At 71.9% G+C, this 15,147-nt stretch carries 15 protein-coding genes; 6 read left to right on the forward strand and 9 right to left on the reverse strand.

What is annotated here, in order from left to right:
- Nucleotides 1-17: 17 nt before the first annotated feature.
- From ACZ7HQ_RS20765 to ACZ7HQ_RS20785, 5 genes are all read left to right on the forward strand, one after another.
- Nucleotides 18-1,574, forward strand: coding sequence for an MFS transporter (locus ACZ7HQ_RS20765; RefSeq protein ID WP_470991645.1), 1,557 nt, complete (start codon nt 18-20; stop codon nt 1,572-1,574).
- Between the two features lie 203 nt (nt 1,575-1,777).
- Nucleotides 1,778-2,539 (forward strand): DeoR/GlpR family DNA-binding transcription regulator, encoded by a 762-nt coding sequence (locus ACZ7HQ_RS20770; RefSeq protein WP_470991648.1) that lies wholly within the window; start codon nt 1,778-1,780, stop codon nt 2,537-2,539.
- Nucleotides 2,536-3,483, forward strand: coding sequence for a 1-phosphofructokinase (pfkB, locus tag ACZ7HQ_RS20775; RefSeq protein ID WP_470991651.1), 948 nt, complete (start codon nt 2,536-2,538; stop codon nt 3,481-3,483). Before ACZ7HQ_RS20770 ends, pfkB begins: the two co-directional genes overlap by 4 nt.
- A 163-nt stretch (nt 3,484-3,646) precedes the next feature.
- The gene (locus ACZ7HQ_RS20780) at nt 3,647-5,875 is read left to right on the forward strand and encodes a PTS fructose transporter subunit IIABC (RefSeq protein WP_470991653.1); all 2,229 of its coding nucleotides are present in this window, start codon (nt 3,647-3,649) and stop codon (nt 5,873-5,875) included.
- Nucleotides 5,876-5,993: 118 nt separating this feature from the next.
- The gene (locus tag ACZ7HQ_RS20785; protein WP_470991656.1) at nt 5,994-6,245 is read left to right on the forward strand and encodes a hypothetical protein; all 252 of its coding nucleotides are present in this window, start codon (nt 5,994-5,996) and stop codon (nt 6,243-6,245) included.
- Between the two features lie 63 nt (nt 6,246-6,308).
- Here the strand turns inward: ACZ7HQ_RS20785 and ACZ7HQ_RS20790 are convergent, their stop codons facing one another.
- From ACZ7HQ_RS20790 to ACZ7HQ_RS20805, 4 genes are all read right to left on the reverse strand, one after another.
- On the reverse strand, nt 6,309-7,055 hold the full coding sequence (locus ACZ7HQ_RS20790; protein WP_470991658.1) for a DUF6227 family protein: 747 nt from the start codon (nt 7,053-7,055) through the stop codon (nt 6,309-6,311).
- A 156-nt stretch (nt 7,056-7,211) separates the two neighbouring features.
- On the reverse strand, nt 7,212-8,429 hold the full coding sequence (locus tag ACZ7HQ_RS20795) for a L,D-transpeptidase (protein WP_470991661.1): 1,218 nt from the start codon (nt 8,427-8,429) through the stop codon (nt 7,212-7,214).
- Nucleotides 8,430-8,578: 149 nt separating this feature from the next.
- Nucleotides 8,579-9,604 carry a P1 family peptidase gene (locus ACZ7HQ_RS20800; RefSeq protein ID WP_470991664.1) on the reverse strand — a complete coding sequence of 342 codons (1,026 nt, stop codon included), beginning with the start codon at nt 9,602-9,604 and terminating at the stop codon, nt 8,579-8,581.
- A 40-nt stretch (nt 9,605-9,644) separates the two neighbouring features.
- Nucleotides 9,645-10,883, reverse strand: coding sequence for a low temperature requirement protein A (locus tag ACZ7HQ_RS20805; protein ID WP_470991667.1), 1,239 nt, complete (start codon nt 10,881-10,883; stop codon nt 9,645-9,647).
- A gap of 55 nt (nt 10,884-10,938) precedes the next feature.
- Here ACZ7HQ_RS20805 and ACZ7HQ_RS20810 point away from each other — a divergent pair, with 55 nt between their 5' ends.
- On the forward strand, nt 10,939-11,115 hold the full coding sequence (locus tag ACZ7HQ_RS20810) for a hypothetical protein (protein ID WP_470991670.1): 177 nt from the start codon (nt 10,939-10,941) through the stop codon (nt 11,113-11,115).
- Between the two features lie 25 nt (nt 11,116-11,140).
- On the opposite strand, the gene mscL is transcribed toward ACZ7HQ_RS20810, so the two are convergent.
- From mscL to ACZ7HQ_RS20835, 5 genes are all read right to left on the reverse strand, one after another.
- Nucleotides 11,141-11,599, reverse strand: coding sequence for a large conductance mechanosensitive channel protein MscL (gene mscL / locus ACZ7HQ_RS20815; protein ID WP_470991673.1), 459 nt, complete (start codon nt 11,597-11,599; stop codon nt 11,141-11,143).
- A gap of 138 nt (nt 11,600-11,737) precedes the next feature.
- Nucleotides 11,738-12,352, reverse strand: a complete 615-nt coding sequence (locus ACZ7HQ_RS20820) for a hypothetical protein (protein ID WP_470992260.1) — start codon at nt 12,350-12,352, stop codon at nt 11,738-11,740.
- Nucleotides 12,353-12,501: 149 nt separating this feature from the next.
- Nucleotides 12,502-13,335 (reverse strand): S-methyl-5'-thioadenosine phosphorylase, encoded by an 834-nt coding sequence (locus tag ACZ7HQ_RS20825; RefSeq protein WP_470991676.1) that lies wholly within the window; start codon nt 13,333-13,335, stop codon nt 12,502-12,504.
- Nucleotides 13,336-13,434: 99 nt separating this feature from the next.
- Entirely contained in the window at nt 13,435-13,749 is a 315-nt protein-coding gene (locus tag ACZ7HQ_RS20830) for an FmdB family zinc ribbon protein (protein WP_470991679.1), read from the reverse strand.
- A gap of 67 nt (nt 13,750-13,816) precedes the next feature.
- Entirely contained in the window at nt 13,817-15,115 is a 1,299-nt protein-coding gene (locus tag ACZ7HQ_RS20835) for an MFS transporter (protein ID WP_470991680.1), read from the reverse strand.
- Between the last annotated feature and the right edge of the window lie 32 nt (nt 15,116-15,147).

Raw genomic sequence — 15,147 nt, forward strand, 5'->3', positions numbered from 1 at the left:
CGGCTTACGTTCGTCTCATGACCCCGAACGACAGCAGCACCCTCAAGGGGCGCGGGACCCCCTCCCCCAGCGGCTCCGCCACAGCGCTCCCCGAACGTGCCGACCGAGCCCGCTGGTTCGCGCTCGCGATCGTCATGACCGCCGCCTTCATGGACCTGGTCGACGTGACGATCGTCAACATCGCCATTCCGTCCATCAAGCGCAGCGCAGGCGCCTCGGTCAGCCAGATCCAGTGGATAACCGCCGGCTACGCCCTGGCCTTCGCCGCCGGTCTGATCACGGGTGGCCGTCTCGGTGACATCCACGGCCGCAAGCGGCTGTTCCTGCTCGGGGTCGGCGGCTTCACGGTCGCCTCCGCTCTGTGCGGCTTCGCGGCGAACCCGGAGATGCTGGTCGCCTCCCGCATCCTGCAGGGCGGCATGGCGGCGATGATGGTGCCGCAGGTGCTGTCGATCGTGCACGCCACCTTCCCGGCCCACGAACGCGGCAAGGTGTTCGGCCTGTTCGGCGCGGTCATCGGGCTGGGTGCGGTCTCCGGCCCGCTGCTCGGGGCCCTGCTGACCGAGTGGAACCTGTTCGGCCTCGAATGGCGGCCCATCTTCCTCATCAACCTCCCTGTGGGTGTCCTGGCCTGGCTGCTGGGCCGTCGCTTCATCACCGAGTCGAAGGCCCCCAAGGCGCTGAAGCTGGACCTCGTCGGTGTCGCCCTGGTCTCGCTGGGTCTGCTGATGCTGCTCTACCCGCTCACTCGCGGCCGTGAGCTGGGCTGGCCGCTGTGGGGAGACGTCTGCATGGCCGGTGCGCTGGTCGTCTTCGGGGTGCTGGTGTCGTACGAAAAACGGAAGGCGGCCAGGGACGGTTCCCCGCTCATCGAACTGTCCCTCTTCCGGGTGAAGAGCTTCGCCGCGGGCATCGCCGTACAGACCGTCTTCGGCGTCTCGCTCGGCATCTTCTTCCTGGTCTGGACGCTGTACATGCAGATCGGCCTGGGCTGGAGTCCCTTGCGGGCCGGGCTGACCGGCGTGCCGTTCTCCCTCGCGGTGTCCACGGCGGCCGGCGTGTCGGTGCAGCAGCTCGTGCCGAGGTTCGGGCGGAAGGTGCTCCAGACGGGCGCGCTGGTGATGGGTGCGGGCGTCCTGCTCTACCTGTGGGAGGCGCACCGCTACGGCCTGTCCATCGCCTCCTGGCAGATGGCCCTGCCGCTGGTCGTGATGGGCGCCGGCATGGGTCTGATCGTCGCCCCGCTGACCGACGCGGTGCTCTCGGAGGTCCCGCGCGAGCACGCCGGGTCCGCGTCAGGCCTGATCAACACGGTGCAGCAGATGGGCAACGCGCTCGGCCTCGGGCTGGTGTCCGTGGTGTTCTTCGGCGAGATCGGCGACCGGCTGACCCGGGCTCAGGTCGGACCCGCCTTCGTGCACGCCTTCCAGCACGCGCTGTGGTGGGTCGCCGGGACCATGGGCGTGATCTTCCTGCTGATGTCCGCCCTGCCGAAGCGGCCCGCACAGCAGGGGGAGGGCGCACCGGAGGCTGCGGCGCCGGAGCCGGAGAAGGAGCCCGAGCTGGTGCCCTGACCAGGCACGTCACAGGCCCGACACAGGCCCGGCACCGCCCAGGTGCCGGGCCTGTCTGCTGTTCCGGACCGGTCGGAAGTCCGATCATGCCCGATTGAAGTCTGAACCTGTTTACTTTCCGGAAATCCGAGCGTAGCCTCGCATCGAAACCACACGTTCGGGCATCACTCGGAAGTGAACGGACATGGGCGGAGGCCAGCGACATGTACGCACCGGAACGGCAGCAGGAGATCCTCCGGCTCGCACGTGAGGGCGGCCGGGTGGACGTGCTGTCGCTGGCCGAGGAGCTCCAGGTCACCGCAGAAACGATCCGTCGCGATCTGAAGGCCCTCGACCGGGCCGGCCTCGTCCGCCGGGTGCACGGCGGAGCGATCCCGGTCGGCCGGCTCGACTTCGAGCCGGACCTCGCCGAGCGCGAGTCCACCGCCGCCGACGAGAAGGACCGCATCGCCAAGGCCGCCCTCGCCGAACTGCCGGCCGAGGGCACGATGATCCTCGACGCGGGTACGACGGTCGCCCGGCTCGCGGCCGCGATCCCGCTGGAGTCCTCCCTCACCGTCGTCACGCACAGTCTGCCCATCGCCGCCCGCCTCGCCGACCACCCGGGCATCCAGCTCCACCTGGTCGGAGGGCGTGTACGGCACCGCACCCGCGCCGCCGTGGACGCCTGGGCGCTTCGCGCGTACGGCGAGATCCGAGCCGACGTGCTGTTCGTGGCGGCGAACGGCTTCTCCGCGGAGCACGGCCTGACGACCCCTGACCTCGCCGAGGCCGCGGTCAAGCGGGCCGCGGTCGCCGCCGCCCGCCGCGTGGTGCTGCTGGCCGACTCCGCCAAGCACGGCCAGGAGCACTTCGCCCGCTTCGGTGACCTGAGCGACGTGGACCTGCTGATCACCGACAGCTCGCTGAGTCCCGAGGACGCCACCGCCATCGAGCGCGGCGGCACGGAAGTAGTGCGCGCATGATCCTCACCGTCACCCCCAACCCCTCCCTCGACCGCACCTACGAGGTCCAGGCCCTGAAGCGCGGCGAGGTCATCCGCGCCGAGACCGAGCGCATGGACCCCGGCGGCAAGGGCGTGAACGTCTCGCGCGCCGTCTCGGCCACAGGGCGGCGCACGGTCGCCGTGCTGCCCCTGGGAGGTGCGCCGGGAGCGCTCATCGCGGACCTGCTCGACGCACAGGGCATCGAGGTCGCGCCCGTCCCGGTCGCGGGAGCCACCCGCTCCAACATCGCGCTCGCCGAGGCGGACGGCGTACTGACGAAGATCAACGCTCCCGGCCCCGAACTGTCCCGGGCCGAGCAGGAACTCCTCCTGGACACCGTCCGCGAACAGTCACGGGGCGCCGACTGGATCGCGTGCTGCGGCAGCCTGCCCCGGGGGCTCGCGCCCTCGTGGTACGCCGATGTCGTCACGCGGGCGCACGCCGGAGGCGCGCGCATTGCACTGGACACCTCAGGGCGTGCGCTCCTCGAGGCGCTGCGCGCCCGGCCGGACGTGGTCAAGCCCAACGCCGAGGAGCTCGCGGAGGCCGTCGGGCGCCCCCTGGCGACCGTGGGCGATGCGCTGAAGGCGGCGGAGGAGTTGCGCGGCATGGGCGCACGCGCCGTCCTCGCGAGCCTCGGCGCCGACGGGCAGCTCCTCGTGGAGGACCGAGGCGCCTGGTTCGCCGCCGCGCACGTCGACACCGTCCGCAGCAACGTCGGTGCCGGCGACTCCTCCCTCGCGGGCTTCCTGATCGCCGGCGGCACCGGCCCCGAGGCCCTCGCCTCCGCGGTCGCCCACGGCGCCGCCGCCGTCCAGCTCCCCGGCAGCGTCATGCCGACCCCCGCCGACCTGGACCCGGCGGCGGTGACCGTCACGGCAGGGATCCCCCTCGACCGTGAACTGACGGAGCCGGTGTCATGAGCCCCCGGATCCGCCGCCGCACGGTCACCCCGGTCCGGCCCTGGGGAGACTCCCCGTTACTCACCACGGCCCCCGCCCCCACCGCCTCCCCCCACAGCAGCACCCCCGTCCCCCTCTTCGCCCACCCCACTCCCCGGGCGCTACGCGTGCATTGGAGCCCGCGATGAGCTACATGATCACCGCGGACCTGGTCGACCTCGACCTGTCCGCCGACACCAAGGAAGCGGCGGCGCGCACCCTCGCCGAGCGCATGGTGGCCCAGGGCCGGGTGACCGACCTGGAGGGCTTCCTCGCCGACGTGGCCGCCCGCGAGGCCCAGATGCCGACCGGTCTCGACGGCGGCATCGGCATCCCGCACTGCCGCAGCGCCCACGTCACCGAGCCGACCCTCGCCTTCGGCCGCAGCGCCGCCGGCATCGACTTCGGCGCGGCGGACGGCCCGGCCGACCTCATCTTCCTCATCGCGGCCCCCGCGGGCGCCGACGACGCCCACCTCACGATCCTCTCGTCACTGGCCCGCCAGCTGATGAACACCGAGTTCACCTCGGCGCTGCGCGCGGTGACCGACGCGGCGACTGCGGCGGCCCTGATCCGCGGGGACGAGGCACCGGCTGCGGCCAAGGCGCCGGCGGCGTCCTCGGGGGAGGGCGCGGAGCCGGACGCGAGCGCGGGTGGTGCCGCGAGCGCAGGGAGCGCGGACTCGGGCGCGAATGCCGGGGCGGGCGCTGCGCAGGGCGCCGTGGGCGCCGGCGCCCCCGAAGACACCGCTGCGACGCCGGTGGCGGCCTCCGCCGGCGCCGCAGCGGCCACCACGGCCCCGGCGCCGGGTGCGGCCGCCGAGCACGGATCCGCCCCGGCGCCGGGAGCCACGGCCTCCGGCGAACGCCCCTTCCGCATCGTCGCCGTCACCTCCTGCCCGACCGGCATCGCGCACACCTACATGGCGGCCGAGTCCCTGGAGAACGCGGGCCGCGAGGCAGGCGTCGAACTCGTCGTCGAGACCCAGGGTTCGGCGGGCTTCGCCCGGCTGGACCCGGCGGTGATCGCGGCGGCGGACGGTGTGATCTTCGCGCACGACGTCCCCGTACGCGACAAGGACCGCTTCGCCGGCAAACCGACCGTCGACGTGGGGGTGAAGGCGGGCATCAACCGGCCCGGCGAACTCATCACGGACGTGCGCGAGAAGGCGGCGCGTGGCGAGACGAGCGCGCCGGCGGCCGCGGCGGGCAGCACACCGGTCGAGCGTGCCGGCGACTCCACCGAGGGATACGGCACCAAGCTGCGCAAGTGGCTGATGAGCGGCGTGAGCTACATGGTCCCGTTCGTCGCCGCGGGCGGCCTGCTCATCGCCCTGGGGTTCGCGATCGGCGGCTGGCAGGTCAACAAGGCACCGTCGGTCATGGACCACTTCGTGTGGACGCAGACCGACAGCTGGGGCGCCCTGCTCTTCCAGATCGGCGGCGTGGCCTTCAAGTTCCTCGTCCCGGTCCTGGCGGGCTACATCGCCTACGGCATGGCCGACAGGCCCGGCCTCGTCCCCGGTTTCGTGGGCGGCGCGATCGCCCTCGACATCAACGCGGGCTTCCTCGGCGGCCTCGTGGCCGGTCTCATCGCCGGTGGTGTCGTGACGGGCATCCAGCGGGTGAAGATCCCGGCGCCCGTGCGCGGCATCATGCCGGTGGTGGTGATCCCGTTGATCTCCTCGGCGATCGTCGGATTCCTGATGCTCGTCGTGATCGGCAAGCCCATCGCCACCGCCCAGAGGAGCCTCACCGACTGGCTGAACAGCCTCACGGGCACCAACGCGATCCTGCTCGGCTCCCTGCTCGGCCTGATGATGTGCTTCGACCTGGGCGGTCCGGTCAACAAGGTCGCCTACACCTTCGCCACCGCCGGTATCGCCGTCTCCAACCCCAGCGACTCCGCGATGAAGATCATGGCCGCGGTGATGGCGGCCGGCATGGTCCCGCCGCTGGCGATGGCCCTGGCCACCACCGTGCGCGGCAGGCTGTTCACGCAGACCGAGCGCGAGAACGGCAAGGCGGCCTGGGTCCTGGGCGCCTCCTTCATCTCCGAGGGCGCGATCCCGTTCGCCGCGGCGGACCCGCTGCGGGTCATTCCGTCCGCCATGGTGGGCGGCGCGCTCACCGGCGCCCTGTCGATGGTCTTCGGCGCCACCCTGCGCGCCCCGCACGGCGGCATCTTCGTGGTCCCGCTGATCGGCAACCCGCTCCTGTACCTCGTCGCCATCGCGGCCGGCGTCTGCGCCACCACGGCCCTGGTCGTCGTCCTCAAGGGCATGCGCAAGCAGACCCCGGACACCGCGTCCACCGACCCCGCCGCGAACCCGGCGGGCGCACCGAAGGGGACCAAGCAGCCCGTGGCGGCCTGACCGCGGCGGGCTCCCGCAACGCCTTGTCCCTTTAGTTCGCTGTGAGTTGTTCACGGCACCTGCGAGATACGTCACGGTCCGGGACCAAAGTCCCGGACCGTGGTGTGTACTGGGGTGCATGCCTGAGCACGTCCCGACTCTCCAGTTGGTCGGCGTGGCCGTCCTCGCTGTGACGGCCGTCGCCTGGACCGTCGTCCTGACGCGCCTGCTGCGCCGCACGGGCGTCCAGGCCCCGGCCCGGCGCACCGCGGCCCCGCTCCCTGCCCTGCCGCGTCAGAACCGGACCGGCCCCCCGCTGGAGTCCGTCGAGCTGACGCCCGCCGAACAGGACGCCTTCGCGGGCCTGGTACGCCAGCTCGCCCACGGCTGACGGCGGAACGCGGCGCCCGCGGTGTCGCAGCGCCCCCGCACCGGACGCACACCGCTGCCCGCGCTACCCCTGTCGCGCCGCCCGCCGCTCCATGGCGTCCCGGGCCGCGCCCTCGGACAGGTACACCTCGCACATGTGCCGTCCGTCGGGTGTCGCCGTGTGCTCGGCCTCCCACAGGGAGATCTCGCTGCCGTCCGGCAGCAGGAACGCGTGCTCGTACAGCGCGTAGCTCAGTCCCGTGCGTCCGGCGCGCCCCGGGCGTCCGAACGCCTGCGTGATCTCGTGCGCGATCGCCGTCGCCAGCAGCGCCGCCGTCTCCGCGCCGGGCCGGTCCGTGTTCTCCGCGCGGCGCAGCAGCCGGCGCGCGTGGTCCGCGGAGTCGTCGTGGGCGAACACGTGCCGGGGCTCGGGAACCGCCCACAGCCGCATCAGGGCGGGCAGTTCGAACTCCGGCGTGTCCGGCGGCATCCCGAGCAGCGCCGTGGCCGTCTGCAGTTCCTCCTCGTCGGCGTACACCTCGTGCTCCGGGGGGCCGCCCGGCGTGGTGTTGTGCACGAGCTCCCACAGCGTGAGCGCGGAGCCGTCGGCGAGGAGCCAGGTGTGCCGATACGTCTCCCGGTGCAGCCCGGCGCTGTGGTACGCGGAGTGCAGCGAACTGTCCTGCGCCAGGGCGCAGTCGAGCTGCCGTATCACCTCGTCGGGTAGCTCGAAGGAGTTCAGGGCACGACCGAGGAGCCGCGCGAGATGCTCCTCCGGAGACTCGGGCGACTCGGCTGGTTCGTACGCTGCTGTCTCGTACGGAACGCTCAAGGCATCTCCCGGCGTTGCTGCATGTCACCTAGTGGGTGCATACCGTAGCCCCTCGGTCGGACATCATGTCCGGGAACCGAGAAAACGTACGCCGGAAAAACGCGAGGGCCGCGCGGAAGGTTCCCGCGCGGCCCACGTGGCGTCACATGCCGCCGCTCAGAGGGCGCTTCCCGCGGTCCAGGCGCTCCACGACATGTTCCAGCCGTTGAGCCCGTTGTCCGGGGCGACGGTCGTGTCCGGGGAGTTCTTCACGACCACGACGTCACCGACGAGCGAGTTGTCGAAGAACCACTTGGCCGACGTGGCGCCCTGCGCGCCCTGCACGTCCGCGAGGCCGACGCAGCCATGGCTGGTGCCCTGCCGGCCGAAGGGCGGGTTGCCCTTGTTGTACCAGTAGTTGCCGTGGATGAACGTGCCCGACGACGTCAGCCGCATCGCGTGCGGCACGTCCGGGATGTCGTACTCGCCGCCGAAGCCGACCGTCGAACCGTTCATACGCGTCTGCACGAACTTCTCGGCGATGACCATCTGCCCGTTGTACGTGGTGTGCTGCGGGCTGCCCGCGGAGATCGGCACCGACTTGATCGTCTTGCCGTCCCGCACCACCGTCATGGTCTGCGTGTTGACGTCGACCGTGGAGACCTGCGACCGCCCGACGGTGAAGGAGACGGTCTTCTTCTGCACCCCGTAGGCGCCCTTCGCGCCCTCGACCCCGTCGAGGGCGATGTTCATCGTGACCTTGGAGCCGGCCTTCCAGTACTCCCGCGGCCGGAAGTCCAGCCGCCGGTCCCCGAACCAGTGCCCGACCACCTGCTGGCCACTGCTGGAGTTGACCGTGATGTGCGACTGCACGGCCTTCTTGTCGGTGATCGACTTGTCGAAGGTGAACGACACCGGCATGCCCACCCCGACCGTGCTGCCGCTGTCCGGCGTGTAGGTGCCGATGAAGCTGTTCGCCGAGGTGACCGTGGTGAAGATGGAGTTGGCCGCCGCGGTACGTCCGTCCGCGTCCTTCGCGGTCGCGTCTATCTCGTACTTGGTCGCGCGTTCCAGCTGCTGCTTCGGCTTCCAGCTGCCGCCGTCCGCCGCTATCGACCCGGCCACGCTCTGGCCCGTTCCCGCCACGGTCATCTTCACCTCGGTCAGCTTGCCGTCGCTGACCCTCACTCCGGTCGCGTTGATGGACGCGCCGGTCGAACCGTCCTTCGCCGAGATCGCGATCTTCGCCGTCGACGTCTTGGGGGAGTCCTTGCCACCCTTGCCGTCGCTGGTCGCGTTGGCGCTGCCACCGCACGCGGTCAGGGTGAGGGCGCCGACCATCATGGCGGCACAGGCCCCCAGCACGCGCCGCGCTGCAATGTCCGGCGTTGTCACGGGCTGCTCCAGGTTCATGTGATGTGCGTGATCCGTTCCAGTGCGTGAAGAAAGAGGGCACCGGCACCGGGGAAGGTTCCCTCCCATCCCCGGTGAACGTCATCACGTGACAGAACCGCGACAATTGAGACCGGACGAACGGATCCGCCTCACAACTGCCCGTACAGCTCTCCGTACGACGGCCACGTCCCGCCCGGCCCGTCGACCGACTCGGCGGCGCGCACGCCCCGGACGATGGCGCGGGTCACGAGATCCGCGCCCGCGGTGAGGATGCCGTTGAGCTCCAACGGATGGTCAGGGAGCGGGCGCGCGCCGGTCGCCAGCGCGAAAACGGTGTCGCCGTCGTTCATGAGGTGCACCGGCCGTACGGCGCGCGCGATCCCGTCGTGCGCCGTCCCCGCCAGCTTCTGCGCCTGCGCCTTGGAGAGGTCCGCGTCGGTCGCGACCACGGCCAGCGTCGTGTTGAGCGGGGGCGGCGCGTTCTTGGCGGCGGCTTCGTCCAGCCGCCGGCGCGCGTCCTCGTGCACGCGCACTTCGGGCAACTCCACCCGCCCCTGGAGCAACTCCCCGTACAGCGCCCCCGTCCCGGGCTCGATCACCGACCCGGCGGCGTTCACGACCACCAACGCGGCCACGGTGATCCCCGAGTCGAGCACCGTGCTCGCGGTGCCCACCCCGCCCTTGACCCGCCCCGCCACGGCGCCCGTGCCGGCCCCGACACACCCCTGCGGCACCCGCGCCCCCGGGGTGCTCGCCGCGGCGGCCTCCACCGCCGCGCGTCCCGTGGCCGCGTCCGGCCTCGCTCGGAAGCTTCCGCCGCGCCCCAGGTCGAAGACGCACGCGGCGGGCACGACCGGCACGACGTGCGCCGGATCCGGCCCCACTCGCACCCCGCGCCGCTGCTCCTCCAGCCAGGCCAGCACGCCGGATGCCGCGTCGAGCCCGTACGCGCTGCCCCCGGTCAGTACGACCGCCTCGACCCGCTGCACCAGGTTGCGCGGGTCGAGCGCGTCGGTCTCCCTGGTACCGGGGCCACCGCCGCGCACGTCCACGGCGCCGACCGCGCCGCCGTCCGGGGCGAGGACGACCGTGGTGCCGGTGAGCCAGCCGTCCCCGCTGCGGGTCGCGTGGCCCACCCGCACCCCGGCGACGTCCGTGATTGCGTCAACTGTCATGGGGGCCAGTCTCGCCGTAACCGGCGCCGGGGAGGAGGGCTCAGCCCGCCGCAGCGGTGGCGCTCGCCGTGCGCTCCCGGTTGGCCATGCGCGCCGTCAGCGTCACTCCGGTCGCCACCGCGGCCGAGGACACGAGCCCCGCCGCGAGCACCGCCCAGTGGCCCAGGAAGGTGCAGCAGATCACCAGCAGCGCCGTGAGCGGCAGGACGAGCTGCTGGGTGATGCCGATCTTGAAGTGCCTCGAGTGAAGCGCCCAGACGGTCAGCAGATACAGCGCCGTGGGCAGCGTGACGGCAGCCGACGCGGCGAGTGTGGAGATGTGGGTCTTGCCGACCGCGTGTTCCACGGCCACTTCCAGGCCCGCGCCGATCGCCGCGGCGGACGCGAAGATCAGATAGTGCCCGTAGCCCCAGAGGAACGCCTGTCTGTTGGAGCGCAGGTGGCCGTGGATGGGCACCACGAAGTAGATCCACCACGCGGAGAAGACGATCAGCAGCCCGCCCGCCGCGATCGGCAGCAGTTCGCCCAGCGCGTCGTGCTCGTCCACGGCCGACTTCACGGCGACGGTCGCCGCGGCGATCGTCTCACCGAGCACGATGATGGTGAACAGGCCGTACCGTTCGGCGATGTGGTGGGGATGCCAGGACGTCCCGTGGCCCTTCTCGGCGTACAGCGGCACGCACATCTCGGCGATCGCCATCACGAGGAACACCCAGGGCCGCGCGGGCACGGGCAACAGCACCAGTCCGAGCCAGCCGACCAGGCACAGCAGCACACCGCACGCGTACCGCAGGGCCGTGGTTCGCTCCGTGCCCTCGGCCGCTCTCGCGGCCCTCAGCCACTGCGTGGCCATCGCCAGCCGCATGATCACGTAACCGAGCCAGACCACCAGGTAGTCGTGATGCTGGAAGGCCCGCGAGATACCGGCTGCCAGCACCAGGACGCCGGCGATCTGCACCAGGGTGACGACCCGGTAGAGCGCGTCGTCGTTGTCGTACGCCGAGGCGAACCAGGTGAAGTTCATCCACGCCCACCAGATGGCGAAGAACTGCATGGCGTAGTTGAGGATTCCGCCGCCCGCGTGTCCTTCGGCGACGGCGTGCACCAGTTGCACACCCGCCTGCGCGATGGCCACGACGAAGCACAGGTCGAAGAAGAGCTCCAGGGGTGAGGAGACCCGGTGCTTCTCGTCGCGTCCGCGCGCGGTAAGCCGTCGCAGCGGTCCGGAGGACTGTGGTGCGCCCGGGGGAACGGGCGGCGGAGCGGAGTTCGGCGTCATGGTCCCAGCGCATACCACGCCCAGTGCGTCCGCCACCGGGCCGTACCCTTGACGCATGAGCACCGCCCCCGGCCCCGAGCCCCGCGATCCGAAGCCGGCGCTGGTCTTCGACGACCCGCTGGACCAGCAGTCCTCGGACGACACCGATCGCGGATGGGGCGAGCGCTCGGACGGCGACAGCGCCGCCGACCTGAAGCGCTTCCTCGACGAGAAGCCGCCCCACCACCTCTGAGCGGGGCCCGGGGCGGCCGCCGCCGCTACCGCTCGTCGCGACCCGAGGCGCGCTGGGCGACCAGCTCGTCGCGGATCTGCTTGAGAACCTCCAGCTCGGTCACCTCGACGACCTCCTTGGTGCCCTCCCGTGCCCTCCTGCGGGCCTCCACCCGGGCCAGGTACCTGGACATCGGCAGCACCATCAGGAAGTACACCACCGTCGCGGTGATCAGGAAGGTCAGTGTGGCGCCGAGGACGGAGCCCCACATCAGCTGGATGCCGTGAGTTCCTTTGCACCTGTCGCTCAGGCAGGAGCTGTAGTTGTCCAGGTTCTGCGTGCCGATCGCGCCGACCAGCGGGTTGATGATCCCCTTCACCACTGAGTTGACGATGTTCGAGAAGGCCGCGCCGATCACCACGGCCACTGCCAGGTCGACGACGTTGCCGCGCATCAGGAAGGCCTTGAAGCCCTGCCAGACGCTCGGTTCCTGCTTCGCGCTCACCTAGGGGACTCTCCTCGCATGCACAGCGTGTGGAACGAAACGCTCCGCAACCTACGCCACGGGGAGGCCCCTGTGTCCAGTGCCGGAACAGGTCCGGGCGACTTGACAGCAATCCGCCCTGAAAGTGTCCGAAGGGGTTCAGCACACCGTCACCGCCAGGCGTGCCGTGGCGCTCGCACCGACGAGGCGCGTCGCCGTGGTGCGCGGCACCGACAGCACGACCAGCGCCCCGCTGTCGGCCGGACCGTCCAGGGGCTCCGGCACCCGCGTCACCCGCACCCCGCGTGCGAGCACCCGGGCGCCGCCGCCGGCGGACGGGTCCTCGGCGGCGATCACGTCGACGCGGTCGCCGGGCCGCAGCAGCCGGACGGTGCCGGCATCCGCGATCCGCACCGGCGCCGTCACCAGCTCCGGCGCGGTGTGCCGTGGCACGGGTTCGGCCACCGGATGCCGGCGGGGCCGCTCGGCGCGGTGTTCCTCCCCGGCCCGCGGTCCCGCCGCCAGCAGCGCGGTCGCGGTCACCACGAGGCCGGCCGCCAGAGCCGACCGCCGGTGCCGTACGAGCCGCTGCAGCCGGTACCGGCCGCCGCGCACCCGCACGGGACCGAAGGGCGGGACCTCGCGGGTCGCGGGGGCATCGGTGCCCAGCGGCCGGGGAACGCGCAGGGGCGGAGAGAGCGGCGGCGAAGGGACGGAGCGAGGAGGGGCGGGCGAAGGGAGGGCGGGCGAAGGGACGGGGGACGACGGGGGCAAGGCCACGGGGATCACCGCCTGCGACGAGGGAATCGGCTTGCGGTGCCACGATGAGGCCTTGCGCCGAAGTCCGCCGGAGCCGGTGTCCTACCGGCCGGTTGTGGACAACCCCGTCACCCGGACGAGGAACCCCCCGGGGACGGCCGGCGTCACGGCAGCTCGAACCCCGGGTCCATCCCGCCGAGCGCGTTCACACACAGACAGTCCCGCGCCCCGGTTTCCGGCAGCGCCGCCACCGCGTCGAACAGCACGCCGCGCAGCCGGTCCACGTTGGCCGCGAACACCCGCAGCACCTCTTCGTGCGAGACACCCTCGCCGGTCTCGGCGCCGGCGTCCAGGTCGGTGACCAGGGTCAGCGAGGTGTAGCACAGCTCCAGCTCCCGGGCGAGCGCCGCTTCGGGGTGGCCGGTCATGCCCACGACCGACCAGCCCTGTGCCTGGTGCCACAATGATTCGGCACGCGTCGAGAAGCGCGGCCCCTCGACCACGACCAGGGTGCCGCCGTCCACCGGCTCCCAGTCCCGCCCCCGGGCGGCCTTCAGGGCGACGGCCCGTCCGGTGGGGCAGTAGGGGTCGGCCATGGACACGTGCACGACGTTCGGGACGGTGCCGTCGGGCAGCGGCAGCCCGTCGAAGTACGACTGCATCCGGGACTTCGTACGGTCCACGAACTGGTCCGGCACGAGCAGGGTGCCGGGGCCGTACTCCGGCCGCAGCCCGCCCACCGCGCAGGGGCCGAGCACCTGCCGGACACCGACGGAACGCAGCGCCCACAGGTTGGCGCGGTAGTTGATGCGGTGCGGCGGCAGGTGGTGGCCGCGGCCGTGCCGGGGCAGGAAGGCGACCCGCCGGCCGGCGATCTCGCCGAGGAAGAGGGAGTCACTGGGCGGCCCGTAAGGGGTGTCCACCTGGATCTCGGTCACGTCCTCGAGGAACGAGTAGAAGCCCGAGCCGCCGATTACGCCGATCTCTGCGTTCGCCATGACCAGCACACTAGCGGGCGGCGAAACCGCGGGGGAGCCCGTGCCGACGAGCGCCGAAGACCCTGCCGTCGTGTGACGGCAGGGTCCGGGGAAGAGGTGTCAGGCGGCCGAGCTGCTGGCGGAGCCGGTCGAGGACGCCGACGACGTCGAGGACGACGACGTGGACGACTTCGAGTCGGACGAAGACGTGCTGGACGAGCCGGACGACTTCGACGCCGGGCTGCTGCTCGACGTGGAGCCGCGGGAGTCGTTGCGGTAGAAGCCGGAGCCCTTGAAGACGATGCCGACCGCGGAGAACACCTTCTTCAGGCGGCCACTGCAGTTGGGGCACTCGGTCAGGGCGTCGTCGGTGAACTTCTGCACCGCCTCGAGGCCCTCGCCGCACTCGGTGCACTGGTACTGGTAGGTCGGCACTGTCTTCCTCCTGGCACTCTGACTCGATGAGTGCTAACGACGGTCCATAGTGACGTATTCCCGGGGATCAGTCCACCGTCACCGGCACGCGGTGACCGACGCCACGTGCGACGGTGCGGTTCTGCTGCCGTGCGACCAGGCGTGATCGCAGCGCCAGCAGGGTCACCAGCGCGAGCACGGTGCCGGCCATCGGCACCAGGAACCCCGCGCCGCCCCACAGCCGGTCCTCCAGCTGTCCGGCGACCGTGACGGCGGCCGCCTGCCCGAGCGCGACCGCGCCGGTCAGCCAGGTGAAGGCCTCCGTCCGGGCGTCGGCCGGCACCAGGCCCTCGACCAGCGTGTAGCCGGTGATCAGCGCCGGCGCGATGCACATGCCGACCAGCAGGCCGAGCCCGGCGAGCAGCAGCACCGAGTGCGCCGTCCACAGCGCGGACGCGACGATCGCGAGCCCCGTGTAGCCGACGACCAGGCGCCGCTGCGGGGCGGTCTTCCAGGCGATCGCGCCGCACACGACGCCCGACAGCATGTTGCCGGCGGCGAAGACGCCGTACAGGACACCGTTCAGACCAGGTTCGCCGATCGACTCGGTGAAGGCCGCCAGCGACACCTGCATGCCGCCGAAGACGGACCCGATGCCCAGGAAGGTCACGACCAGCACCCGCACGCCCGGGACGCGCAGCGCGGAGGCGTGCTCCACGCGCGCGTGGCCGGCCGCACCGCCCACCGGCGGCTGCGTGCCCTTCTGCGCGGCGAACAGCAGACCGCCGACGAGGGTCAGCGCACCCTCCGTGACCAGGCCCGCCGCCGGCGCCACGGTGGTGCACAGCGCGGTCGCCAGCAGGGGACCGAAGACGAAGGTCAGCTCGTCCGTGACCGACTCGAACGCGGCCGCGGTGGTCATCAGGGGCGAGCCCTGCAGCTTCACGCCCCAGCGCGCACGCACCATGGGACCGACCTGCGGCACCGAGGCACCGGTCGGGACGGCCGCCAGGAAGAGCGCCCACAGGGGCGCGTGTGCCAGCGCGAGCGCCGTCAGGGACAGGCCCGACAGGGTGTGCACGAGGACGCCGGGGACCAGCACGGCGCGCTGGCCGCGGCGGTCGGCGAGGCGCCCGCTGTACGGCGCGAACAGCGCCATGGAGACACCGGTGACGGCCGCGGTGGCGCCCGCGGCGCCGTACGAGCCGGTGGTGTGCTGCACGAGCAGCACGATGGAGAGGGTGAGCATCGCGAACGGCTGGCGCGCGGCGAAACCGGGGAGCAGGAAGGTCCAGGCGCCGCGGGTGCGCAGCAGCTGTCCGTATCCCGGGCGGGACGAGGCCGACGAGGTCTTCTCCGGTTCGGTGATGGTGACCGTGGATCCCACGGCCGTGCCTTTCTGCCGCCTGGTAGCGCGGG

Source organism: Streptomyces sp. NPDC037290 (genome assembly GCF_055603245.1).

Excerpts from the sequence above, each read along its gene's own strand:
- ACZ7HQ_RS20765 (WP_470991645.1), top strand. The coding sequence starts at position 18 with ATGACCCCGAACGACAGCAGCACCCTCAAGGGGCGCGGGACCCCCTCC.
- ACZ7HQ_RS20770 (WP_470991648.1), top strand. The coding sequence starts at position 1,778 with ATGTACGCACCGGAACGGCAGCAGGAGATCCTCCGGCTCGCACGTGAG.
- pfkB (WP_470991651.1), top strand. The coding sequence starts at position 2,536 with ATGATCCTCACCGTCACCCCCAACCCCTCCCTCGACCGCACCTACGAG.
- ACZ7HQ_RS20780 (WP_470991653.1), top strand. The coding sequence starts at position 3,647 with ATGAGCTACATGATCACCGCGGACCTGGTCGACCTCGACCTGTCCGCC.
- ACZ7HQ_RS20785 (WP_470991656.1), top strand. The coding sequence starts at position 5,994 with ATGCCTGAGCACGTCCCGACTCTCCAGTTGGTCGGCGTGGCCGTCCTC.
- ACZ7HQ_RS20800 (WP_470991664.1), bottom strand. The coding sequence starts at position 9,604 with ATGACAGTTGACGCAATCACGGACGTCGCCGGGGTGCGGGTGGGCCAC.
- ACZ7HQ_RS20805 (WP_470991667.1), bottom strand. The coding sequence starts at position 10,883 with ATGACGCCGAACTCCGCTCCGCCGCCCGTTCCCCCGGGCGCACCACAG.
- ACZ7HQ_RS20810 (WP_470991670.1), top strand. The coding sequence starts at position 10,939 with ATGAGCACCGCCCCCGGCCCCGAGCCCCGCGATCCGAAGCCGGCGCTG.
- ACZ7HQ_RS20825 (WP_470991676.1), bottom strand. The coding sequence starts at position 13,335 with ATGGCGAACGCAGAGATCGGCGTAATCGGCGGCTCGGGCTTCTACTCG.